Here is a 23,245-nt window from a genome sequence, read left to right on the forward strand (position 1 = left end):
TACCACAGAGCATGGCAAAACTGATTATTGTTTCTAACAGGCTACCTGTTAAACTGCAAGAGAAAGACGGAGAACTGAGCTATAAAACGAGCGAAGGGGGCTTGGCCACAGGCTTGGGATCCATCTACAAAAAGGGAGACAATCTTTGGATTGGCTGGCCGGGCCTGGTAGTAACCGAGGAGGAAAAGCAAGAGCAGATCACCAAAGACATCAAGGGAGAAAACATGCATCCTGTTTTTCTCACCGAAACCGAGATTAAAGAATTTTACGAGGGCTTCAGCAACGAAACGCTGTGGCCTACTTTCCATTACTTCAGCCAATACGCCATTTACGACCAACAACTATGGGAGACCTATGTTGAGGTAAACCAGAAATACTGTGATGCAGTAGTGGCGCAGGCTGGTCCGGAAGATACTATCTGGGTGCACGATTATCAACTGCTGCTGTTGCCAAGTATGCTGCGCGAAAAATTGCCCGAAAGCACCATTGGTTTCTTTCAGCACATCCCGTTCCCTAGTTACGAAGTTTTCAGGCTGCTGCCTTGGCGTAAGCAGTTGCTGGAAGGCATGTTGGGCTCCGACCTCATCGGTTTCCATACTTATGATGACATGCGCCACTTCCTCAGTTCTGTAAACAGGATTGTAGGCTACGGCAGTATGCACGGCTGGATCAACACGCCAAGCCGCTCGCTGTTAGTAGACTCTTTCCCGATGGGGATAGACTATGAGAAGTATGCCGGAACAGCTGGCTTGGAGGAGGTAAAGAAGCGCGAGCGCATCTACCGTGGTAACCTCAATGCCGAGAAAATCATACTTTCCATTGATCGCCTGGACTACTCCAAAGGTATACCGCAACGCCTTAATGCCTTTGAGCTATTCCTGGAGAAGCATCCTGAGTTTCATGACAAGGTAACCCTGCTGATGCTGGTAGTGCCCAGCCGCGACGCTGTAGAAAAGTATAAAGAACTGAAAGAAGAGGTAGACGAACTGGTAGGCCGTATTAATGGCAAGTACAGCCACATTAGCTGGAACCCAATACAATACTTCTACCGCTCTTATCCATTAGAGACGCTTTCTGCATTTTATCGTATGGCTGATGTGGCGCTGGTAACTCCAATGCGCGATGGCATGAACCTGGTGTGTAAAGAGTACGTTGCCAGTAAGCTAGATCGAAAGGGTGTGCTTATACTTAGTGAAATGGCGGGCGCTTCCAAAGAACTCTCCGATGCTATCCTTATAAATCCGAATGATATTAATCAGATGGTAGAGGCTATTTACCAGTCGCTCACTATGCCTGAGGAGCAGCAGGTACAGCACATGGGTAATATGCAGGAGTCGCTGCAGCGCTACAACATACACCACTGGGTAAGTATGTTTATGGATCGTCTGTCTTACGTGAAGATCAAGCAATTGTCACTGGCTACAACTTACCTCGACGAGTCTACTTTCCTGGAAATGAGCAACGCTTACGAGTCATCCAGCTCGCGCCTGTTCTTCCTGGAGTATGATGGTGCTTTGGTAGACTATCGCCACCGTCCGCTTATGGCTCGCCCTGACGATGATTTAATGGAGCTGCTGGAGCGCCTGAGTAGCAACCCGAAAAACAGAGTGGTTGTGATGAGCAGCCGCGAAAAAGCTACCATGCAAGACTGGCTGGGCCATCTCAACATTGATATTATTGCCGAGCACGGTGTTTGGATAAAGCAACGCGGCACAGGTTGGCAAACCATGCTAAGCCTGATGGATGACTGGAAAAGAGATATACGCCTTATTCTGGACCTGTACGTTGACCGCACTCCGGGATCTTTTATTGAAGAGAAAGAGTACTCGCTGGTGTGGCACTACCGCCGTGTAGAAACAGGTTTAGGAGAGTTACGAGCCCGTGAACTGGTGAGCCATCTCAACTTCTTAGCATCTAACAGTAACCTACAGGTTTTGGATGGACAGATGGCTGTTGAGATCAAGGCCCAGGAAATAAACAAGGGTAAGGCATCGAGCTACTGGCTCAGCAAGTTTCCACATAAGTTTGTGATGGCCGTAGGCGATGATTGGGGTGATGAGGATATTTTTAAAGCAATGCCTCGCAACTCTTATACTATCAAAGTTGGTAACGCATCCTCGGTAGCTAAATACCATGTGGACACTTGCCAGGAAGCCCGCGAAATGCTGGACCGTCTGTTGCAAAACAGTGCACAAGAGCAGTCAACAGGCGCCTTGATGACAGGTTGATAAAGTATAAATCTATGAAGGCCCCACCTGCTGCAAGAGTAGTAGGTGGGGCCTTTGTCTAAATTGAGTTTTAAGTGCTTGATGTAATTATCAAGCTGCTGTTTATTACATTATACCTTTGATGTTTAGTATAAAATACTGATTAACTTACATCAAATTTGTTGCAAGTTTTATTTTTAAACAATGTTTTTGCTAAACCATTTATATCTATTATAATGTATGTATAAACATACGACGACAAAACAACCAACGCTAAAATGAGAAAAATACTATGTCCCACGGACTTTTCTGATACTTCAGGGAAGGCTGTGGAGTATGCTGTGTATATAGCACAGCATGCTGGGGCGCACCTCACGCTTTTGCATGTGGTGCACTTACCCATCGTAGATACTTCGGAAACAGCGTTAGTGGCAAACGAACTGCTGGGGGAGCAGATGCAGGATGCAGCTAACAAGCTTAAATCGACTGTACTACAACTTGAAGAGAATTTTGGGGCTAACCGCGACGGTGGCTTTACCTGCGATTTTTTGCTGAAAGAAGCGCTGCTGACAGATGTAACTGAAAGCTTAAGCAAACAGGAAGGCTACGATTTAATAGTGATGGGTACTACCGGCTGCGACAGCACCATGGAAGAGCTACTAATCGGGAGTAACACTGAAGCCGTAATTGAGGAAGTAAAATGCCCGCTGTTATCAGTACCAAAAGAAGCTGCTACTCCTAAAATAGAGCACATTATATATGCTTCTGACTACAGCCAAGAAGACATAGCTGCCATGAGTGAGGTAGTGGAGTTCGGAAGCTGCTTTGGGTCCAAAATTGATGTTGTGCACGTGGTGAAAGGGCGTGATAAACAAGATGGCGAGGAAGCCGCAGCTTTCAGGATGGAGCTACAGGGCATGTTCCCGAATGTGCCGCTCACTTTTCAGGAGATTACCAGCAAGCACCGCGACGAAGGGCTAATGCAGTATTATAACCAAGCCGGGGGAGATGTGATGGCGATTGTGCGAAAAGAGAAAGGCTTTCTGAAGAGCCTGTTCACTCAAAGCCTAGCTGAACGAATGACCTACCAGGCTAAAGTGCCGCTGCTGGTGCTGCACGGAAAGTAAAACAGAAGCACCGATGAAGAAAAACATACTTTGTAAAAAAGGCCCTACTAAAGCAGGGCCTTTTTTATTTATCAGTTCAGTACCCTTACCGCGTCCTGGTCAAATATAATGTCAAGGTCTTTGCTGCACACCTGGCAGTTATAGCGATCGTAATCTTCAATAGCTCTGGTTATGAGTAAGTTCCTGAAAGAGCCTCTGCCTTTGCATTGCACAAGAACAGGGCAATCATGCTGCACATGAAAAATATCCGATTGGCCATCCTCGCAGATCCAAACGCGCTTTTTGAGCATTTCCTCCGGAACCACAAAGAATTCTGGCGCTGGTCTTTTCTCAGTGGCTGCACTAGTTACCGCAGTCTCAGTTTCAGGAGTGCTACTTTCCTCTGCCTGCTGCTCTGTTTCTGCGGGTTGGCACGAAGCCATTATCAAGAGTGAACCCACAAAAGCGCTTTTAATTGATATTGCTGTTAGCTTGAAAAAAGTTGATTTCATTTATTTGAGGCTTTAAGAGACTCAAAGGTATACAATTTAGCCTTAAAGGCTGAAACCATACTTTAAATTCAATACTTAATACCAAAAGAACCAATCTTTATTATGGCTGTGAGTTACATACTACAACCAGGAAGTATAAGCCCTACGCTTTTAACAAGTAATGGATATAGGAGCTTATCTTTTCACGAACCTGCTTACATGGCGCTTCCCGGTTTCATCAAGTAACACCAATACATAAGTTCCGCTCTCTAAGGTGTTTACCTTAACCGAATAATTTGATCCGGTTTTAGGTAAATTAACATCCAGCACTTTCCGTCCCATAGGGTCTATTACTATAGCCTGCTGTAGATTTATACCTGTGCTAACCTGTAACTCCTGTGTGGCAATGGTAGGAAATACATGTACTTGCTGCGACACTTTTCTCGTAAGGGCAACCACTTTAGAATAAGTAAGGCTTTCATCTTCATCTACTTGCTTTAAGCGATAGTATGAGGTGCCCGCCAGTGGTACCTGGTCGTAAAAACTGTAATTTGTTGTAAGTGAGGTGGTGCCGTTGCCCGCTACTATGCCTATGCCTTCAAACAATTTTCCATCTGAGCTACGCTCCACCATAAAGTGGCTGTTTTGGTCCTCGCTGGCTGTTTGCCATTGCAACTCTACTTGTGTGCCAAATGCAGTGACTTTAAAATAAGCAAGTTCAACAGGTAGCGGTGCCGGTACATCTACCGTTTGGGTATGCCATGTTACTGTTACATCATCTATGGCCAAACCGTGATCAGCCTCAATATCGTCAGCATCTTTCCAGCGAAGCATCAGGTAATGGCCATCTGGAACTTCTATCTGTAACATGTGCTGGAGTAAAGCTTTGTTTTCAGGGGCATTGCCATCATGTGCCCCTCCGGGTAAATAGAACTTGGGGCCATAGAATTTTAGCTCCTGCACTTCAATCCATCCTTTGTCGGATGTAGGTGAGGTACTAAAGCCTTGTGGCGTACTGCTGATGGCATACCAGAAGGAGAGCGTGTGCTGCGGGGCAGTTTTATTGGAAGTACGCCATTGCTCACCGGTATACTTAACTTCCACAGATTTTATGGCGTTGCCGGTATTGTTCTGTAGCAGCAGGTTATAAGTAAATTGTCCGGCCGTACTTGAACTAAGCGATCCTAAAGCTCTGTCAGTTGAGTTCGCAGGGCCGTAGCTGTACAATCCTCCGGTATTACCCTGGCCTGTGTTGGCAGTGATAATAGTATCGTTTTTTGAGCGGAACACTGCCAGACCTGGTAGTAAATAGTTGCCGTTTTTCCAGGTTGCTGTACCGGTAGCGGGCAGCTGATCAAAATTTTGACTATAACTATTTTGGCGTGGTCCCATGCCTATTTGAGCCATAGCATCGGCAGAAATAAGCAGCAAGGCACAACATAAGGCAGCTAGCTGCCAGGCAAGCGTAAAAGTTGTTTTCATTCGCTCGGAAAGAAGTTAGTGTGTTAAGTATCAGGCTGTACTAATATCTTATAATTACAGACCAAACTCTTTGCTTCTTCTTTTAGTTCAATCTGATTACAGTATTTTTTAACAAGCAGCTGGTGAATAATTTTTAGAAGTATTTTTCTGATAACCCTTATCTGCATTGCACTCATTTTGTACAAGCAGCGTAAAATCAGGAACTATAAGCACGCTGAGGATGTACTAAAGTTAAGTACATGAAAATATGTTCATGTATAAGCTTACTTTAATATTACATGGCATGGGTACCTTAAAAGTTCGGGTGGACCAGAAAAAATTAGAGCGCGCCGCTTACGTGCTGAAGTGTGTAGCACATCCGGTCCGCATCAGTATTATAGACCTGCTGGAGCAACGCGATAGACTGACTGTAAGTCAACTTCAGGAGGTGTTGCAGATAGAGCAGTCTTTGCTGTCGCATCACCTTACCAATCTGCGCGACAAAGGTCTGGTAGATACGCAGCGTGAAGGCAAAAACGTGTTCTATTCACTTTCCGATTCCGCAGTCACCAATATTATCAGCGTTATTTACGGGGCGCGAAATCTATAAATCAGGCTTTAGTAGATGAAGCTTTCTTGCGCATAAAAAGGCAGGTATTATCTATCTTTACAATTAGAAGATTTAACAAAGTATAAAACATGAGAATATTAGCCATAAGCATACTTGTAGCCATACTTTTTAGCTGCGCTGGAGCTACGCCGCAAGGCCCGGTTCAAGTACAAAACATGTCTCCGGATGCGTTTAAAGAGCAAAACATGAACAGCAAAGCCGTGCTACTGGATGTTCGGACGCCCGAAGAGTTTTCTAGCGGCCATTTGGACGGGGCCATACTCTCAGACTTTAGAGGAGGCGACTTTGTACAGGATTTGCAGAACTGGGACAAGGATAAAGTATACTACCTTTACTGTGCATCCGGTAACCGCAGCGGACAGGCCGCAGAACTGATGAAGCAAGCTGGTTTTAAGCATATCTATAATCTTGGCGCCTATAGAAGCCTAGAAGAAGCTGGCTTGCCAACCGAAAAAGGAAATGTAGACAATCAGTAACAGCTTTTACAAGCTTGTAAAGGGGCAGGAAAGGCATTTGCATTTCCTGCCCCTTTAATTTTTTGTATCATCATACTAGCTTAAGGCAAGCTGTACCTAAAATTATACATGCTTACCAGAGAGACTACATAAAGCATACAGAGTGCGGTCCAGAAAATCAAGTGAGCATTGGCTAATAATAATCCTAAATTTCTTGCAATATCATTATATCCTGATGTAACTTGAAGCGGAATTGGAGAAGAAGAACATGCGCGTACTACATACCTCAGACTGGCACCTAGGCCAGCGCCTCGTTAACCTGGAACGTACCGAAGAACACCAGCACTTCCTGAACTGGCTGCTGCAGACCATAGAGCAGGAGCGGGTAGAGGTGCTTTTAATGTCCGGGGATGTTTTCGATAATGGCGCACCCTCTAATACAGCCCTTAAACTGTATTATGATTTTCTGCGGAAAGTATGTGCTACCTGCTGCCGCCATATTATAATTACAGGCGGCAACCATGATTCCATCTCTACTTTAAACGCACCTAAAGAGCTGCTGGAGTGTTTTAATATTTATGTTGTTGGTGGCGCTTCTTCAGATCCGCTGGATGAACTTATTGAATTGAAAAACGAACAGGGTGAGCTGCAACTGGCAGTTTGTGCCGTTCCTTTTCTCCGCGACCGCGATGTAAGGCTCTCAATGCCCGGCGAAAGCTTTGAGGAGCGGGAGCAGCGCATAAAGCAGGGTATAGCCGCACATTACAAAGCTTTCGTGCCGCACATCCAAAAGTATAGACAGCAAAATATACCGGTTGTAGCCATGGGGCATTTGTTTGCCGCCGGCGGCTCCGCCTCCGAAAGTGAGAAAGAGATTCATGTAGGGAACCTCGGCCAAATAGGGGCAGACCAGTTTCCGAAAGAGTTTAATTATGTAGCGCTGGGGCACCTGCACCGCCCGCAGCAGGTAAACAACAGCTATCATATCCGCTACTCCGGTTCTCCTATTCCGCTTAGCTTTAGCGAGGTAACGGATAAAAAAGTAGTCTTTATACTTGATTTTGAAAGCGGTAACCTGGCTGAGCTGCGCGAACTGGAAATACCCTGCTGCCGGAAGCTGGTACGCTTTAAAGGCTCTCTGGACAAGGTAAAACAGCAACTCGCCATCTACGATAATAGCGCTTATACTTTAACTGCATGGGCAGAGGTACAGCTGGAACTGGAGTCATACTTGCCAGACATGAACCAGCAGCTAGAGGAAGTACTAAACCTGAAAGCCGGAGAACTGCAGTTGCTTATCCACCGCCCGCCCATTATCCAGAAAGCCGCTCAAACTTTGGAGCAGCAGGTGCAGGAGGAAGCAGATTTGCATACCCTCCGCGAGCAGGATGTGTTTCTGAAACGCTGCCAAAGTACATTTCCTGATGCAGACCATGCGGAGTTGCTGTCTACTTTCTCGGAACTGCTGGAGCTTATGGGGCAGGAGCAGGAGAGTTGAAGTGTATGGAGTATAACGAGCTGGCGGTGCCCGAATGTCCCGCAAGCGTCTGTTTCAGCTATAAAGATAAATTATCAGAATCAGGATTTACAGGATAAATAAATTGGCAGGAATAAAAGTTAGCATCAGCACTTTGTGCTAGTGCTAAATATGAAATCCTGTTGATCCTCATACTTTGTAAATCCTGATTCTGACATGTATAAGATCAGCAAGATTTAGAAATAGTTACTACCCGCTTCCCATGAAAATCCTTTCTGTCCGCTTCCAGAACCTGAACTCGCTTAAAGGTGAGCATGAGATCCGCTTTGACCAAAGCCCACTGGTGGAGGCGGGGCTGTTCGCTATAACTGGGCCAACTGGTGCCGGCAAAACCACCATTCTGGATGCCATTACCGTTGGGTTGTATGGGCTGGTGCACCGCCACAGCAATGATAAGCCTCTGGAACTGATGACGCGCCACACAGCCGAATGTTATTCTGAGGTTGAGTTTGAGGCGGATGGCAAACGCTACCGCTCCAAGTGGCACCTGCGCCGCAGCCGGGGCAAAGTAGACGGCAACATACAGCCGGTGCACATGGAGCTGTATACTTTTGAGGAAGATACTTTATTTGATCTGAAGCCAAGTGAGGTTCCCGGTAAAATAGCAGAGCTCTGCGGGCTGGACTATAACCAGTTTTTGCGCTCGGTGATGCTCTCACAGGGAGATTTTGCACGTTTCCTGAAGGCCAGCCCAAACGAGCGCAGCAGCCTTTTAGAGAAAATAACAGATACGGGCATCTATTCTGATATCTCAAAATTTGCTTACGAAAAGGCAAAGCAGGAGCGCCTGAAGCAGGAAACTATGGAGCGGCGGCTGCAGGACACCCAGCTTCTGCCGGAAGAGCAGCGGCTGGCGTACAGCCAAAGTATAAAAGATCTGTCTGAACAGGAAGCCATACTTCAGGTTGATATTACAAAGCTGCAGGAGAAGGTGCAGTGGCTGCAGCAGGTGGCACAGCTGCAGCTAAAGCAGGAGCAACACCAGGCAAACCTGCAAGTGCAGGAGCAGAAACTAGCCCAACTGCAACCCGAATTTAAAAAACTGCATGCGCACGAGCAGGCGCATCAGTTTGTGGGTGAGCTAGCCGAAATCCGCAGTGCTAACAGCAAAGTAGTAGAGGTGCAGGAAGAGCTGCAAACACTTCAGAAACGCGTGCCCGCTCTGGATACAGAGCTAGAAGCCGCCGGTAAAATTGCAAACGAGGCTACCAATGCGCACCAGACACAGGAGGAGGCGCTTCAGAAACTGGAGCCGCTGCTGGCACAGGTCAGCCGCCTGGACCACCAGCTGCAAAGCATCCGCGACTCATATAGCAAAAACAAAACTGCTTACATGAACTCTGAGCAGCAACTGCAGCAAGAGCAAGCGCAGCTGCAAACCAAACAGCAGGAGTTGGAAAAGCTGACGCAAGAGGCGACAAGTATAAAAAGCTGGCTTGAGCAGAACGAGAAGCTACAAGACCTGAAAGAGCATTTGCCTGAGTTCAAGGCCACTCTTCGCGATTTGCAGGAGGTGGAGCAGCGCATAAAGCGCAGCCAGCAGGAGCAGCAGGAGCTAAACCAGCAGCGGCAGCACGAGGCAAAGCAACTAACTGAACTGCAGCAGCAACAGGCACAGCAGCAGGAGCAACAGCAACAGCTGCATCAGCAGAAAGAAGAAAAGCTATCGCAGCTGCAAAGTATACTTGCCGATAAAAGTATGGAAGAGCTGGAGCAGGCGGCGCAAACGCAACCGGCTTTAATGGCAACCTATGAACGCCTGCAGGAACTGGCGCAGCAGCATGCAGGGTATCAGCAAAAATTACATCAAGTTGATGAAAAGCTAACGCAGCTGGGGCAGCAGGCAAAGACAACAAGTATAAAATTAAAAGAGAGCCAAACAAAGTATAAACAGGCAGAAGAACACCTGCAGGCGCTTCAGAAACTGGTGCAGCTGCAACAGCAGATCCAGCAGTATGAGTCAGCGCGCCATACTTTAACACAAGGTGAACACTGTCCGCTTTGCGGCTCTGAGCACCATCCTTTTGCTGAGGCTGGTTATACTTTTGATTTGCCGGAAGAGGTGCAGAAACGCGACCAGCAGCATACATTGGTAAAGGAACTGGAGAGAAGTATAAACCAAATGCAGTTGCAGCAAGAGGCTTTGGAGCAGAAGCAGCAGTTGGGACTTACGGCTAGGTCAGAAGCAGCAGCCGAATTGCAACGCCTGAACCTGACTTTTGAGCAGTTCTCAAAAATCCTTCCGGATAGTATAACAATTGCTGATGTAGAGCAGCTGGCAAAACTACGGCAGGCGCAGCAGGAGTCAGCTACGGCTTTGCAGCATCAGCTGGCGCAGGCGCGTAGCCTGGGCCGGGAGGTGGAAAGTATAAACCAACAGTTGCAGAAACTCAGGGAGGCACAGGTGCAGGCGCAAGCTAATGCTAACCAGCTGCAAAATTCAGATAGACTGCTGGAGGCCCAATGGCAGAAGCTACAGGTTATACTTACCGATGAGCAGGAGCAACAGCAGGCGCATACCCAAACCGCCGCATCCTTTGCCGCTACTTTCGGAATGAAATTTAATCCGGAAGAAAAGTTTGTCTTGCAGCAGGCCCTGGAGCAGCAAGCAGCCTCTTACACTCAAAAGCAGCAGGCGCTGGAGAGTATGCGCGAGAAGTATATTGAGCTGAAAGAGCTGGTGAAGAACCTGAACGCCAACACACAGCAAAAGCAGAAAGAGCAGGAAGAGCGCCGGCAGGCACTGACAGAGGAGCATGAACAGCTAACGCAGCAGAAAGCAGAGCGGCAGAAGCTTTTCGGCGACAAAAGCCCGGATCAGGAAAGGCAGCTGGCGCAACAGGAGCTGAAAAAACTGGCAACTCAAGCTGAGGAGGCGCGCCGTGCCCAACTGCAGAAGCAGCAGGAACTACAGGAAGCGCGTTTCCGGCACGTAGACTGCCAGCAGAAACATCAGCAAAACACATCTGTACTTGATGAGCTACGCCGCGGGCTGCTGCAGGTGCTACAGCAGAAAGGCATAGAAACCATTGAGGCACTGAGCCAGATGCTGCTCCACCGCGATGAGGCTGACCGCCTTGCCAACCTGAAGGCACAAACTGAAAAGCATCTGACGGAGCTTCGCAAATCCTTGCGCGATGTGCAGCAGGAACTTAGCCAGGAGCAGGAAAAGCAGTTGACAGATGAAAGTTTGGCAACTCTGCAACAGCAGCAACAGGAAAAGGTAGAGCAGCAGCGCGAACTGATCTCTCAGCGGGCCAGGCATCAGCAGCTGCTGGAGCAGGACGCGCAGCAGCGGGAAAAGAACAGGGAGCTGGCCGAACAGCTAAAAACGCAGCAGCTTGTTTACCACCGCTGGTCGCAGCTGGCAGACCTGATCGGTTCAGCTGACGGAAACAAGTTCAGCCGCTTTGCGCAAGGGCTTACGCTGGCAAGGCTGGTGGAGCTGGCAAACCGCCACCTGCAAAAGCTTAACGACCGTTACCGAATCCTGAAATCTTCTGCAGAAGACCTGGAGCTGCTCATCGTTGATTTGTACCAGGCGGAAGCTGTGCGGCCTATGAACACACTTTCAGGAGGCGAGAGCTTTTTGGTGAGTTTAGCGCTGGCTTTGGGACTGTCTGATCTTGCAGGTCGGCGTACCCAAATCAACTCCTTATTTATTGACGAAGGCTTCGGAACATTGGACGGTGAAACGCTGGATGCTGCCATCTCAACTTTAGAAAATCTGCAGGCCAGCGGCAAAATGATTGGTATCATCTCGCATGTGGAGGCTTTAAAAGAGCGTATCAGCACACAGATAAAGATACAGCGGCAAGCAGGAGGTGTAAGCAAAGTGGCAGTTACTGGTTAATGGATAGCTTAAAACTTATACTTATCAGGCGTATCTAAAGTTGATCTCATTTTCAGAGTAAAAGAATAAAATCTTAAACTGGACATTTTAAATTACCTATATATTATTTCAATAAATTTATATATTTGTTGTAGGCAATCCTCTGTAAATGAAGCATATCATACTTATAGGCCTTTTATTGGTTATTTTTACTGCTCAAGCTCAGTCCGATAAAGTAGCAGAGGCGGAAGCTAAAATGGCAGCAGTCCAAGATCTGGATAAGGAGATATTTTTGCTATGTGAACTCACCAAGCAATTCTGGAATTCCTCTTTTAGTACTTCTTTAATGTACGGCAATAAAGCTATAAAATTGGCTCAGGAGTTAGGTAACCAAAAAGGGCTGGCGCTTGCTTACAACAACGTTGGGGTTGCGTATGACATCTACGGGAACTACAGCGAAGCCAGTAGCTACTATTATAAATCTCTGCAGATAAGAGAGGCCATCGGCGATTCTGCAGGGCTGAGTGCTAGCTACAACAACATTGCCTCCATCTTTGCTACGCAAGGCGACTATATCAAGTCTATAGAGCTTTATACTGCTTCCATGGAAATATCGGAGGCCATACACGACACAATAGCTGTAGCGCATGCTTTAGGCAATTTAGGTAACGTTTATCAGCAGCAAAAAGACTTAGACAGAGCCTTAGACTACTCATTGCGCGGCATTCAGCTTTTTAAGCCAGAACAAGAAGCAAGCTCACTTATCAGCTTAAATAATATAGGCTTTATTTATTCTGAGATAGGCGAATGGGGGAAGGCGCTGACTTACCATAACAAAGCTTTAAGCATTTCCAGAAAAATTGGGAGCACCTTAGATGAGGCTTACTCTCTAAGCGGCATGGCAAAAGCTTACATGACTGCCGATAAACCTGAAATGGCGCTGCCTTACGCACTCAAAAATGTGGAGTTGCTCCTAGAACTCAACTCTAAAGATGAAGTAAAAATTGGCGCTGAGCTGCTCAACAATCTTTACGTCAAACTAGGAGATTACGAGAACGCACACAAATACTTAACCCTGCAGAACCAGTATGCAGACAGTGTGCAGGCGGCGGCGGTAAAAACAAAGTTGTCCGAGCTTGAATTTAAGTATGAGAATGAAAAAGCCGCACAGGAAAACTTGCTGCTAAAGGCTCAGACTAACCTGCAGCAGCAGATGATTCAGCGAAGAAACACGGCACAATTATTTACTGGGGCTTTGTTGCTGCTGGTTGGCGCCTTGGCTGTGGTGTTCTTTATGGGCCGCCGGCGTAAGCACAAACTCAATGACCTGCTGATACAAAAGAACAAGGATGTGTTAGATCATAGTATTGCCTTAACCTCTCAGAAAGAGCGGCTGGCCAGCCAGGCGGAGCTGCTTCGGGAGCAGAAAGAGGAGCTCGAAAAACTAAATTCTGTAAAAGACAAGCTTTTCTCTGTCATCGCCCATGACCTTAAAGGCCCTCTTACTTCGCTGCAAGGCTTGCTGCAGCTTATCGCAAAAGACGCTGTTCCGCCGGATAAGCTAAAGCCTTTTATGGCTTCTCTTGAGGCCAGCCAGCAAAACTCACTTTGGCTGCTGGATAACCTGCTTCTTTGGTCGCGTATGCAAATGCGTGGTTTAACGGTAAAGCCGGAAGCTACCGAACTTAGCACACTGGTGCAGCAGAACATCCGTTTACTTGGGCCACAGGCAAATTCCAAGAACATCAACTTTGCATATGATATTGCAGAGTCTCATATCCTGTACGCTGACAAGGAAATGGCCAACTTAGTGTTGCGTAACCTGTTAGCCAACGCTATTAAATTCAGTAAAACGGGTGGAAGCATATTTATAGACTCCCAGCTTCAAGATGATTCTGTTACTATAACTGTAAGAGATACGGGGATAGGTATTTCTGCCGAGAAGCTTGCCCTACTTTTTAGTGGCAACAGCACCAGTAGCAAAGGAACTGCCGATGAGAAAGGGAGCGGGCTAGGTCTTCAGCTTTGTCAGTACTTTATAGATCGTAACGGCGGCAGCATTTGGGTTGAAAGTGAGCTGGGTCAAGGCAGTACGTTTTATTTTAAGCTTCCTGCTTTTGATTTCTGCTCAATAGAACCTGTATCAAACCAAACAGAGGCTATAGAAATAGCTTAACATATGCCGTACTGTTTGCTCTTAGCTGTTCATACGTATACTTTTGTGGCGCATGGCTATATCAGCCGTAAACTAAAGTATACTTTATAAGAGATGATAAAAAGATTCTTATACCTGCCGCTGGTAATCTTGGTTCTTTCTTCCTGTAGCAGCGACCGTGAAGATGCGCAGGAGCAGTTTAGGGAGCGTCGGCAGGCTATTCTGGAGCGTGATCAGCAGCAGGAGGAGCCGTCAGAAAGTGCTGTAGTTGAAGAGCCGGAGCCTGTAGAGATAGCTCCAGATGATGAAGCTGCCGATGCCAGTCCAGAGCAGTCAGGTACAACAGCCGGAGATAAAGTAGTAGGTGTAAAAGACGGTGATACGATTGTTTTGCTACGAAACGGCGAGGAGGTAACTGTGCGCCTTTATGGTATAGATACGCCTGAGAAAAACCAGGCGTATGGCCAACGGGCCAAAAAGTATACTTCAGACCTGGCATTTGGTAAAACGGTCCGGCTGATTATAAATAACAAAGATCGGTATGGACGCACTGTCGGCACAATTCTGCTTCCTGATGGGCGCAGTTTAAATGAGGAGCTGGTTCGAAACGGTTTTGCCTGGCACTATAAAGCATATTCTAAAGATCAGAACCTGGCCAATGCCGAGGCAGATGCCCGCCGCTTTAAACGTGGTTTGTGGCAAGATCCTAATCCTGTAGCGCCCTGGGATTTCCGTAAAGAACAGCGGAGCGGTAAATCATCTCCTAGTACAGCTAACGCACCTATCCCGGCTGGAGCAACCAAAAGAACAGTTTACATCTGCAACAGCGTTAATTCTGCGGTTTACCACTACGATAGTACCTGCCATGTACTAAAACGCTGTAAGGATGAAGTTATAAAAACCACTGAGGCTGCTGCCATCCGTGAACACGGCAGACGCGCTGATAAAACGTGTACTCCTTAAGCTATAATTTGAAATTAATAAGCATAAAAAAGGCTCTGCCATAGCGGCAGAGCCTTTTTTATGCTTTATCATGTGTTGTTTAAACGGAGAAACTGTCGCCGCAGCCGCAGGTGCGTGATGCATTCGGGTTGTTAAAGAAGAAGCCTTTACCGTTCAGGCCGTCAGAGAAATCAAGCTCTGTGCCTGCCAAGTATAAAAAGCTTTTCATGTCTACTACAACCTTCACACCTTTATCTTCAAACTCCTGATCCATTGGCTTCACCTCATCATCAAAGTCAAGGTTATAAGACAGGCCGGAGCAACCACCACCCGCAACAGAGGCACGCAAGCGAAACGTATCGTCGAGCTGAGCATCCTGCTTCAGCTTTATCACCTTCTCTTTTGCTTTATCTGAAACTGTGATCATAATCTTTTAGATTTAAGAGACCGGGTTAAGCACCACGCTGAATACAGTAATTGTGTTCATATCCCGGCCAAAGTATAACTTATCCAGCGCCTCATACATATTACGGGCCCGGAAGTAGGATGTATTTAACTCCTTGTCATCACGAGACATCCATTGCACCGTAAATGAGCTTTCCTGGTCACGGTAGCTTTGCACATAGGCCAGCATCTTGCGCAGCACATCTAAACGGTCATATCCCTCTTCCGAATGAAAAAGAAACGACTGCTGGTGGCGCGGGTTCACCGTAATCAGGTCGAGGCGTGTTTTGTTGTCAAGTTGTCTGAATTCAAAAAGCAGACTGCTACCGCTTATTCCTAAGTGGTGCTCAATCTGCTTTTGAATACGGGCACTCTCAACGTGCACATCCGTAGTTGACTCCATTGAGTCTGGTTTTCTTAGTGGTGAGACTTAGGCATTTCCAGTTCCGGAAGGCCATTCTTTACTCGATAGTCGTTGATGGCCGTTTTGATGGCATCTTCGGCAAGTACAGAGCAGTGAATTTTAACCGGCGGCAATGCCAGCTCTTCCACAATAGCCATGTTGTCGATAGCCAAAGCCTCGTCAACGGTTTTGCCTTTCAGCCATTCGGTAGCCAGCGAAGAAGAGGCGATAGCAGAACCACAGCCAAATGTCTTGAATTTAGCATCTGTGATTACCTGGTTCTCGTCCACCTCAATCTGCAGGCGCATTACGTCACCACACTCTGGGGCACCTACAAGGCCAGTACCCACATTTGCTTTTGCTTTATCTAATGTACCAACGTTACGTGGGTTGGTATAATGGTCGATTACTTTATCTGAATAAGCCATAGCTTTATAATTACGAATTGTTAATTAAGAATTATGAATGGAATCAGGAACAAAAAAGTAATACTAAATCGTAATTCCTGATTCTTAATCACATATTAATGTTCAGCCCACTCAATTGAGTTCAGGTCGATTCCTTCTTTGAACATTTCCCACAGCGGAGAGAGTTCACGAAGTTTAGAAACTGCCTCTTTCACGTGGCCAATAGCGAAGTCAATTTCCTCTTCTGTAGTGAAGCGGCTTAAGCCGAAACGCAGGGAAGAGTGTGCCAGGTCGTCGCTCAAACCTAATGCTTTTAGTACGTAAGACGGCTCCAAAGAGGCTGAAGTACAGGCAGATCCGGAAGAAACAGCCAAGTCTTTCACACCCATCATCAAGCCTTCGCCTTCTACATACTTAAAGGAGATGTTGGATACGTGCGGCAGGCGATGCTCTACAGATCCGTTTACATAAGACTCCTCAATTTTTGTCAGTTCACGCTCCAATCTGTCGCGCATGGCAGCGATACGCTTTGTATCAGACTCCATGTCTTGCTTCGCTACCTCGGCAGCTTTACCAAGGCCAACAATGCCCGGTACGTTAAGTGTACCTGAGCGCATGCCGCGCTCGTGTCCGCCACCGTCCATCTGGGCAGTAACTTTAACACGTGGATTTTTGCGGCGTACATAAAGCGCGCCTACACCCTTAGGGCCATACATTTTGTGAGCTGAGAAAGCCATCAGGTCAATGCCGTCGGCCTCTACGTCTACCGGAATTTTGCCTACAGCCTGGGTAGCGTCTGTAAAGAACAGAATACCGTGCTTTTTAGCAATAGTAGAGATTTCGCGAATAGGCTGGATAACACCAATCTCGTTGTTGGCATACATCACAGAGATAAGGATCGTCTTGTCGGTGATGGCTTCTTCCAACTCCTTCAGGTTGATCAAACCTTTCTCATCCACCTTCAGGTATGTAACCTTGCCGCCCATTTTCTCGATGTGCTTACAAGGGTCCAGCACTGCTTTATGCTCGGTGGTAAGGGTAATAATGTGGTTACCTTTTGAGGCGTACATCTCAAACACACCTTTCAGAGCAAGGTTGTCAGACTCAGTAGCACCGGAGGTAAAAATGATTTCCTTAGGAGAACAATTGATCAGCGAAGCGATCTGCTCGCGTGCATAATCTACAGCCTCTTCAGCCTGCCAGCCAAAGGCGTGGTTACGGGAAGCGGCATTGCCAAACATATTAGTCATGTAAGGCATCATGGCCTCCAGCACGCGCGGGTCTAACGGCGTAGTGGCGTTGTTATCTAAGTATATCGGTAGTGTTAGCATAATAACTATTTCGGTTTCTTGTTGTATCCTGTTAGCTAAACAGTTTGAAGAAATTATTAGTTTTGAATCCGGTGCAAAAATAGCAAAAATTCTTTACTTAGACTAATTACAAACTCTAAATGAAAAACGTAGAACATATAGGAATAGCTGTCAGAGACTTTAGTGAGGCCAATGCGCTATACTTTAAATTACTGGGTGTAGAGCCCTATAAAACAGAGTATGTGGAGTCGGAGGGGGTAAACACCTCTTTCTTTAAAGTAGGGGGCACAAAAATAGAGTTGTTGGAGGGCACAACCCCCGATAGCGCCATCAGCAAATTTGTGGAGAAACGCGGCGAGGGCATCCATCATATCGCTTTTGAGGTGGAGGATATTTATGCTGAGATGGAGCGCCTGAAAAGCGAGGGTTTTATACTTCTGAACGAGCAGCCTAAAAAGGGAGCCGATAACAAACTGGTGTGCTTCGTGCATCCTAAAAGTGCCAACGGCGTGCTGGTTGAACTGACGCAGGAGATCAGATAAATTGTTGAGTTGCTGAATTGTTAAATCGTTGTTCTGAATATTAAAAACTACACTTTCAACAATAAGCAGTAAATAATCAAACATTTTAAAAATTAGTGAAATGAGCCAGTTAGTTAAAGAAGTACAAGCAGCTGAGGAAGAGATTATTCTGGGCAACGTTATTCTGTACCCGACCGACACGGTTTGGGGAATTGGCTGCGATGCTGAAAATCCTGAAGCAGTCCGTAAAATCTTTAAAATGAAAGAGCGTGAGGAGTCTAAGGCGATGATTTTGCTGGTGGCTGACCAAAATATGCTTCAGCGCTATATTAAAAGCCTGCCCGACGACTTTGAGGAGATGGTGAAGCAGCAGGAGCGGCCGACCACTTATGTGTTTTCTAACCCGCAGAACCTGCCGAAAGAGGTATTGGCCGAAGATGGAACAGTGGCGATCAGAGTGGTGCAAAATGATGAGTTTTGCCGTCGGCTTATCCGGCAGGTGGCCAGGCCAATCGTATCCACCTCAGCCAACATTAGCGGAGAGCCATCCCCTAAAACTTTTGCTGATGTAAGCGATATTATAAAGGAGCGGGTTGATTTTGTAGTAAACTGGCGCCAGGATGATGATATGGCCTCGCAACCATCTCGAGTTATTAAAATAGAAGCCGACGGCAGCCAAAGCATCATCCGGGATTAGGAAAGCTTAGTTTTATACTTTGCGTCCCGGATGTAAAGTATAAATAGTTGTAATGCAAAGTATAAGCAGCTTAAAGCGCAGGCTTTTTTATTATTGAGCTGGTTATATGTAATTTTGTGCCTCAGGCCGCACTTCTGTAGCCTGAGGTTTTGATTTTACGAAAGATGGAGAAAGTACAGTTACCCGAGCATCCTATATTTAATGTTGTAGCCGAGGCCGCTGGCGAGCTAGGCGTAGACGCTTACGTGATCGGAGGTTTTGTGAGGGACCTGGTGCTGAAACGGCCATCCAAAGATATTGATGTGGTATGTGTGGGAGATGGCATTGCGCTGGCGGCCATGGTTGCCCAAAAGCTGCCGCACAAGCCAAAGGTATCCATCTTCAAGAATTTTGGCACAGCCATGCTTCGCTCCGGAGAGTGGGAGGTTGAGTTTGTGGGTGCCCGCAAAGAGTCATACAGGGAGCATTCGCGCAAGCCGGAAGTGGAGCAGGGCTCTTTGGATGATGACCTGCACCGCCGCGATTTTACCATTAACGCACTAGGTATAAGCCTTAATAAGGAAAACTATGGCGAGCTGATAGATGAGTTTGAAGGCGTAAAAGATATGCGCCGCCAGATTATACGTACGCCTCTGGAGCCAGGAATCACCTTCTCCGACGATCCGCTGCGCATGATGCGGGCCATCCGCTTTGCCAGCCAGCTTGGCTTCGACATTGACCCGGATACGTTCGACGCGATTATGGATAATAAAGAGCGCATCAAGATCGTGTCGCAGGAGCGGATAACGGATGAGCTGAACAAGATTATACTTTCGCCGGTGCCGAGCTATGGCTTTAAGCTGTTGTTCGCCTCAGGCCTTTTGCACCTGATCTTCCCGAAAATGGTGGAGCTGCAGGGCGTGGAAACCATTAACGGCAACTCGCATAAAGATAACTTTTACCACACTTTGCAGGTGCTGGATAACGTGGCGCAGGTGTCGGATGACCTGTGGTTGCGCTGGTCTGCCATTATGCACGATATTGCCAAGCCGGACACCAAACGCTACCACCCGAAAATTGGGTGGACTTTTCATGGGCATGAAGACCGTGGCGCCCGTATGGTGCCTCGCCTGTTCCGTGACCTAAAACTGCCCCTGAACGAGCACATGAAGTTTGTGCAGAAGCTCGTGCGTCTGCACTTACGCCCAATTGCCCTGGTAAAGGAAACCGTGACGGATTCGGCCATCCGCAGGTTGTTGTTTGAGGCCGGTGATGATATTGATGCGCTGATGAAACTCTGCCGCGCTGATATCACCTCCAAAAACGATAACAAGGTGAAACGCTACCTGCAGAACTTTGATAAGGTGGAGAAGCGCCTGGTGGAGGTGGAGGAAAGCGACAAGCTGCGCAACTTCCAACCAGTTATTACAGGCGAAATAATTATGGAAACGTTTGGGCTGAAACCTTCTAAAACAGTCGGCGACCTGAAGGAAATTCTGACAGAGGCAATACTGGAGGGAAAAGTAAAAAATGAGTTTGACGAAGCCTACGCCTTTCTTCTGGAAAAAGGAAAGGAGATGGGGCTCCGTCAAGATCACTCATCAAACAACTAAACAAACACTTCTGGAAAGCATAGCCATAACGGCTATGCAATGATTTTAGTATATAGTTTTATTCTGTACTTAGTGGCGATGTATCAAGAAGCTGGCTGATGAAGTATAAATCAGCCAGCTTCTTGATTTTAAGGTATTATCGGCGCTTTACGCTGCTTGGCCCAGAGCTGTCTATAACAGTATCAGATGGGTTGCCGCGGTAAACGATGCGGCTGGTGCCGGAGGCATCGGCGCGAAGGGTGTTGGTGGCGTATACTTCTGCCACTCCGGCACCTGTTACGTCAACATCCACATAACGGGCTTCTAAATTATCAGCATCTATACCGCAGGCTCCGGTAGCATCCAGCTCAAAACGATCAGCTTTGCCTGTAAACTTGCTTACAGTGGCGCCAGCTGCATCTACGCGCAGGTTGCGCACGTTCAGGTTGGCCATTGTTTGGATAGCGCCGGAAAGGTTCATGCGCAGGTTGTCTGCTTTTATACTTCCGATATCTGCCTTGATGGCTCCGTTTAATTCTATGGTGTTGATGTCTGGGGCTGTGATCTGGATCAGCACCGGCTCACGGTCGTCGAACAGGCTGAAGTATTTTTTTTCCGTTCTGATCTCCAGTTCATCGCCGCTTTGGTCCAGTTCCATGCGCTCTAACTCATCGTTTCCAGCCCTAACTGTTACAGTATAGTTGTCGCCCTGGCGCAGCTGCACATGGTACGGCCCGCTGATGGTGACACGCTGGAAATCGCGGAAGTTGAAGCTGCGGGAGTTGCTGCTGTACTCACTCTCGTTGAGCAATACGCTGCCGCGCATTTCTATTGAGCTGTTCTCATCGTCCAGTTTCATTTCCATGTCAAATTCGTCACGGTCGCTGTCCGTGCTAAGCGTATCGGTTGCGCAGGTGAGGCAAACCAAACGGTCACCGCTTACCTGCCATGTGTTGCGCAGTATTTTGTCGCGCTCATAGTTGCCCTCCAGGGCCGCACTAGGCAACATGGAATAGAAATTACGGGTCAGGCGCAGAGGTTTGTCTTTTGGCAGCTTTAGCACCAGGCTCAATTCCTGGTCACGGAACGCAGCGCCTTGCTTAAATTCGTAGCTGTCGTCAAAACGCAGCGTGGAGTCGTTAAGTACGGTGCGGTAAGTTACCATACGGGCATTTTGCTGTGCCTCCTCCTCGGTTCGGCCTTTGGCTTCTACACGCTGCATAATTTCTACGGTAGAGCCGTTGTTTTCCTGTATATCTATGTAGATGTCGTCATAATCCAGTCCAGTATCATAAGCATCCAGTGTAAGGGTGCCAAAGGCGTCTACAGGCACAGTTTTACTTGTGATCACCTCACCGCTGCGGCGGAAATTGCTGCTGAACATAGCGATGGTAGCGATCATAGTGAACAGTGCCACCAGCCATACTCCAAACATCGACCAGCCCACAATCGGCTTCATAACAGTTCGTTTTATGAGCAGGCTTATCCCTAGCACGATCAGCAGTAGAAGCGGAATCAGCCCTACAAAAAAACCTGCCACCAATCCGAGCCTGGGAAAGCCCCCGAGCATGACGGAGGCCGGGAAATCACCAAGGTTTATGTATTGTGCTTCGTCAATCATCCCTAGCGACACAAAAAGCGTGGAGAAAAGGGCAACGGTAAGTCCGAGTGAAATAACCAGAAGTATAACACCGGCCGCCACGCGAATCAGCGTAACAAGGAAAGCAAGTACAGGGCCTAGGGCACGTCCAAGCCAGTTAAATATTTGGGCAACAAGGCGAACTGGAAGCAGTATTATTTTTGCCAACGCGCTTTCCTCGCCGTTACTGTCGCGCATGTTCAGGTTGTCCTTCAGGGTGCGCTCGATGCCGGCCAGCGTAACCGGGTCGCCCTGCATCTGCATGCGCTCGGTTAGGGTAACAGCCTCCGGCATGGCAATCCAGAGAACAATGTAGGCAAGTATACCGAAACCGCCCAGGAAGATTGACACCAGGAAAAGGAGCCTGACAACGGCTACATCCACGCCAAAGTACTTTGCAATGCCGCTTGATACACCCGCCAGCTTTTTATCCTCGGGGTCGCGGAATAGTTTACGTACTTTACTTTCTGGCAGCAGGTTGCTCTCCGGCATGGCAATCCAAAGTATAACATAAATAATTATACCTGTGGCCGCCGACACGCCGGCAGATACGATGCCTAGCAGCACAAGCAGCACAAAGAACAGCCTGATCCACAGTGGGTCAATGCTCAAATAGTTGGCAATACCCGACGACACACCAGAAATTACCTTGTGGTTTACATCGCGGTACAGCTTTTTGGGGCCGGCAGCTTCTTGTGCAGCTTCTGCTTTAGGGTCTGGTCCGGGTCCAGATTTAGCTCCCGTGCCTGCGTTAGTGTATGCTTCCTCCTCCACAGGCTCCTCCACCTCAAAATCAGTTACGTTACCCATGCGCAGGATCAGGTATTGCACATCCTCCTGGGTTATTACCTGTTTGGCTGGGGAGACACGGGCAGAGAAAATTTCGGCCACGCGGGCTTCAATGTCGGCTACAATCTCCTCGTGGCCCTCATAGTTAGAAAAGTATGTTCTGATAGAGGCGAGGTAGCGGCTAAGCTGCTCATACCCATCTTCCTCGATCTGAAAGATGATGCCTTGCAAGTTTATACTTATATTCTTTTTCATGATTACTGGGCTTTCTTGTTTCGGATAATGTATTCTGTGGAGTCAACTAGCTCGGACCAAGTTGTCCGGAGCTGCTCCAGAAACTCTTTGCCGGTGTCGGTGAGGCGGTAATACTTTCGTGGCGGGCCAGAGGTAGACTCTACCCAGTTGTATTCCAGAAGCTGCGCGTTCTTAAGGCGGGTGAGCAAGGGGTAAAGGGTCCCTTCCACAACGATCATCTTGGCCGCTGTGAGCTCCTCCAACATATCGGACGCATAAACTTCACCACGAGAGATAATCTCCAGGATGCAGAACTCCAGAATTCCCTTCCGCATCTGCACTTGTGTGTTTTCTACTTTCATGATGATTCCGTTATAATGTTGAGGCAAAGATATAATAAGGTACTATGTAAC

General features: G+C 47.5%; 19 protein-coding genes. 11 read left to right on the forward strand and 8 right to left on the reverse strand.

The genetic code is table 11. The features are described 5' to 3' along the window. Positions 1-11 precede the first annotated feature (11 nt). Together Q1B04_RS00750 and Q1B04_RS00755 are read left to right on the forward strand one after the other, a co-directional pair. Positions 12-2,228: a bifunctional alpha,alpha-trehalose-phosphate synthase (UDP-forming)/trehalose-phosphatase gene (locus Q1B04_RS00750; protein ID WP_299754378.1), complete on the forward strand. Its 2,217-nt coding sequence runs from the start codon at positions 12-14 to the stop codon at positions 2,226-2,228. Positions 2,229-2,485: 257 nt separating this feature from the next. Next, positions 2,486-3,334 (forward strand): universal stress protein, encoded by an 849-nt coding sequence (locus tag Q1B04_RS00755; RefSeq protein ID WP_299754380.1) that lies wholly within the window; start codon positions 2,486-2,488, stop codon positions 3,332-3,334. Positions 3,335-3,405: 71 nt separating this feature from the next. Here Q1B04_RS00755 and Q1B04_RS00760 read toward each other — a convergent pair whose 3' ends face one another. Together Q1B04_RS00760 and Q1B04_RS00765 are read right to left on the reverse strand one after the other, a co-directional pair. Then, positions 3,406-3,825 (reverse strand): hypothetical protein, encoded by a 420-nt coding sequence (locus Q1B04_RS00760; protein WP_299754382.1) that lies wholly within the window; start codon positions 3,823-3,825, stop codon positions 3,406-3,408. A 174-nt stretch (positions 3,826-3,999) separates the two neighbouring features. Beyond that, on the reverse strand, positions 4,000-5,286 hold the full coding sequence (locus tag Q1B04_RS00765) for a T9SS C-terminal target domain-containing protein (protein WP_299754384.1): 1,287 nt from the start codon (positions 5,284-5,286) through the stop codon (positions 4,000-4,002). Positions 5,287-5,569: 283 nt separating this feature from the next. On the opposite strand from Q1B04_RS00765, the gene Q1B04_RS00770 reads away from it, so the two are divergent. The 6 genes from Q1B04_RS00770 to Q1B04_RS00795 all read left to right on the forward strand — a co-directional run bounded on the left by Q1B04_RS00770 (position 5,570) and on the right by Q1B04_RS00795 (position 14,838). Continuing rightward, entirely contained in the window at positions 5,570-5,875 is a 306-nt protein-coding gene (locus tag Q1B04_RS00770) for a metalloregulator ArsR/SmtB family transcription factor (RefSeq protein WP_299754386.1), read from the forward strand. 89 nt (positions 5,876-5,964) lie between these two features. Then, positions 5,965-6,372, forward strand: a complete 408-nt coding sequence (locus tag Q1B04_RS00775; protein ID WP_299754388.1) for a rhodanese-like domain-containing protein — start codon at positions 5,965-5,967, stop codon at positions 6,370-6,372. Positions 6,373-6,619: 247 nt separating this feature from the next. Beyond that, positions 6,620-7,849 (forward strand): exonuclease SbcCD subunit D C-terminal domain-containing protein, encoded by a 1,230-nt coding sequence (locus tag Q1B04_RS00780; protein WP_299754390.1) that lies wholly within the window; start codon positions 6,620-6,622, stop codon positions 7,847-7,849. Positions 7,850-8,090: 241 nt separating this feature from the next. Next, positions 8,091-11,741, forward strand: coding sequence for an AAA family ATPase (locus Q1B04_RS00785; protein ID WP_299754392.1), 3,651 nt, complete (start codon positions 8,091-8,093; stop codon positions 11,739-11,741). 325 nt (positions 11,742-12,066) lie between these two features. Beyond that, positions 12,067-13,896, forward strand: coding sequence for a tetratricopeptide repeat-containing sensor histidine kinase (locus tag Q1B04_RS00790; protein WP_299754394.1), 1,830 nt, complete (start codon positions 12,067-12,069; stop codon positions 13,894-13,896). A 93-nt stretch (positions 13,897-13,989) separates the two neighbouring features. Beyond that, positions 13,990-14,838: a thermonuclease family protein gene (locus Q1B04_RS00795; RefSeq protein WP_299754396.1), complete on the forward strand. Its 849-nt coding sequence runs from the start codon at positions 13,990-13,992 to the stop codon at positions 14,836-14,838. A 79-nt stretch (positions 14,839-14,917) separates the two neighbouring features. On the opposite strand, the gene Q1B04_RS00800 is transcribed toward Q1B04_RS00795, so the two are convergent. The 4 genes from Q1B04_RS00800 to Q1B04_RS00815 all read right to left on the reverse strand — a co-directional run bounded on the left by Q1B04_RS00800 (position 14,918) and on the right by Q1B04_RS00815 (position 17,402). Further along, complete coding sequence (locus tag Q1B04_RS00800; protein ID WP_242928515.1) at positions 14,918-15,244, reverse strand: iron-sulfur cluster assembly accessory protein; 327 nt, start codon at positions 15,242-15,244, stop codon at positions 14,918-14,920. Positions 15,245-15,256: 12 nt separating this feature from the next. After that, entirely contained in the window at positions 15,257-15,664 is a 408-nt protein-coding gene (locus Q1B04_RS00805; protein ID WP_299754400.1) for a hypothetical protein, read from the reverse strand. Between the two features lie 14 nt (positions 15,665-15,678). Next, a complete protein-coding gene (iscU, locus tag Q1B04_RS00810; protein WP_299754402.1) occupies positions 15,679-16,092 on the reverse strand; it encodes a Fe-S cluster assembly scaffold IscU in 414 nt (137 codons plus the stop codon). 95 nt (positions 16,093-16,187) lie between these two features. Continuing rightward, positions 16,188-17,402, reverse strand: coding sequence for an IscS subfamily cysteine desulfurase (locus tag Q1B04_RS00815; protein WP_299754404.1), 1,215 nt, complete (start codon positions 17,400-17,402; stop codon positions 16,188-16,190). 119 nt (positions 17,403-17,521) lie between these two features. Between Q1B04_RS00815 and mce the strand changes: the two genes are divergently transcribed. From mce to Q1B04_RS00830, 3 genes are all read left to right on the forward strand, one after another. Next, positions 17,522-17,923: a methylmalonyl-CoA epimerase gene (gene mce, locus Q1B04_RS00820; protein WP_299754406.1), complete on the forward strand. Its 402-nt coding sequence runs from the start codon at positions 17,522-17,524 to the stop codon at positions 17,921-17,923. A 100-nt stretch (positions 17,924-18,023) separates the two neighbouring features. Next, positions 18,024-18,599, forward strand: a complete 576-nt coding sequence (locus tag Q1B04_RS00825; protein ID WP_299754408.1) for an L-threonylcarbamoyladenylate synthase — start codon at positions 18,024-18,026, stop codon at positions 18,597-18,599. A 164-nt stretch (positions 18,600-18,763) separates the two neighbouring features. After that, positions 18,764-20,191, forward strand: coding sequence for an HD domain-containing protein (locus Q1B04_RS00830; RefSeq protein WP_299754409.1), 1,428 nt, complete (start codon positions 18,764-18,766; stop codon positions 20,189-20,191). Between the two features lie 136 nt (positions 20,192-20,327). Here the strand turns inward: Q1B04_RS00830 and Q1B04_RS00835 are convergent, their stop codons facing one another. Both Q1B04_RS00835 and Q1B04_RS00840 read right to left on the reverse strand, forming a co-directional pair. Beyond that, positions 20,328-22,853, reverse strand: coding sequence for a PspC domain-containing protein (locus tag Q1B04_RS00835; RefSeq protein WP_299754411.1), 2,526 nt, complete (start codon positions 22,851-22,853; stop codon positions 20,328-20,330). Between the two features lie 2 nt (positions 22,854-22,855). Next, entirely contained in the window at positions 22,856-23,194 is a 339-nt protein-coding gene (locus tag Q1B04_RS00840; RefSeq protein WP_299754413.1) for a PadR family transcriptional regulator, read from the reverse strand. Positions 23,195-23,245 lie beyond the last annotated feature (51 nt).

It is taken from the genome of uncultured Pontibacter sp. (assembly GCF_947495565.1).
Lineage (GTDB): Bacteria > Bacteroidota > Bacteroidia > Cytophagales > Hymenobacteraceae > Pontibacter.